Annotated in this window: 1 protein-coding gene and 1 pseudogene; one reads left to right on the top strand and one right to left on the bottom strand. The window is 66.7% G+C overall.

The genetic code is table 11. The features are described from left to right. Positions 1 to 291 precede the first annotated feature (291 nt). A pseudogene (locus ACFWZ5_RS46525) lies at positions 292 to 585 on the top strand (transposase); the annotation flags it as partial. 95 nt (positions 586 to 680) lie between these two features. Here ACFWZ5_RS46525 and ACFWZ5_RS46520 read toward each other — a convergent pair. After that, positions 681 to 992, bottom strand: a complete 312-nt coding sequence (locus ACFWZ5_RS46520) for a transposase (protein ID WP_384893380.1) — start codon at positions 990 to 992, stop codon at positions 681 to 683. Between the last annotated feature and the right edge of the window lie 121 nt (positions 993 to 1,113).

Raw genomic sequence — 1,113 nt, 5'->3', positions numbered from 1 at the left:
CCGGCGCGGGCATCGCGAAGTCCTCCGCCCGGATCTACCGGATCTCACTGACGACCTGGGGATGGATGCTCGCCGGCGAGCCTGCCCCGACCGGCCCGGCCCGCCGCGGTGCCAAGCCGCCCACCCTCCCCGTCTCGGTCATCGACGCCCCTGGACTTCACCGCAGCCTGCGACTTCGCCCGCGCGTTCACCGACCTGCTTCGCCATCGCCGCGGCTTCTTGCTGGACGACTGGATCCGCCAGGCCGAACGAACCACCCTGCCAGGGCCTGTAAATGGAACGGGTCTTGCAAGATTTGGTCAGGTTGCGAACTGGCCGGTCTACGTGGCTTTGGCCGTCACCGCCGAGGGACACCGCGACATCCTCGACCTGTGGGCCGGCACCGAGGCCGGCGAGGGCGCCAAGCACTGGCTGCGGGTGCTGACCGAGCTGAAGAACCGCGGCGTCGAGGATGTTTTGATGCTCGTCTGCGACGGGCTGAACGGCCTGCCGGACGCGGTCGGCGAGGTCTGGCCCCGAACGGTCGTTCAAACCTGTGTGGTTCACCTGCTACGGGCCTCGTTCCGATATGCGGCCCGCCAGGACTGAAGCAAGATCTCCAAGGTGCTCAAGCCGGTCTACACCGCACCGACCGAGGACGCGGCCACCACCCGATTCCTGGAGTTCAGAGACCGTCTGATTTAGATCGTTGCTGGTAGCGGGGTTTCTGGGGTGGTCCGGTAGGTCGTGACGGGACTGGCGTTGGTGACTCTGCGTGGCATGATGCTGGTCATCGTCCAGTAGATCTGCGACTCCTGTGACCGTGGGGTGGTCTCGTAGTCGCGGGTGAGGCGGCGGGAGCGGCCGAGCCAGCCCAGGGTGCGTTCGATCTTCCAGCGCTGCCACAGGGGCCGGAAGCCGGTGACGCCGAGGCCCTTGGTGGTGATCTCCAGGTCGATGCCCTTGGCAGCGGCGTTTCTGACGGCTCGGCGGTAGGCGGGGTCGGCCCACATCTTGCTGATCGTGGGATGCCGGTCGGCCACCTGGCGACCAGGTGGCGGCCGGGCCAGCCTCGTCAACTCACGACCGGGACAAACCATCCTCAACCGACCAACCCAAATTCAGACGATCTCT

Source organism: Streptomyces sp. NPDC059003, assembly GCF_042740445.1.
Taxonomy (GTDB): Bacteria; Actinomycetota; Actinomycetes; order Streptomycetales; family Streptomycetaceae; genus Streptomyces.
This window is presented reverse-complemented; position numbering and strand designations above follow the sequence as displayed.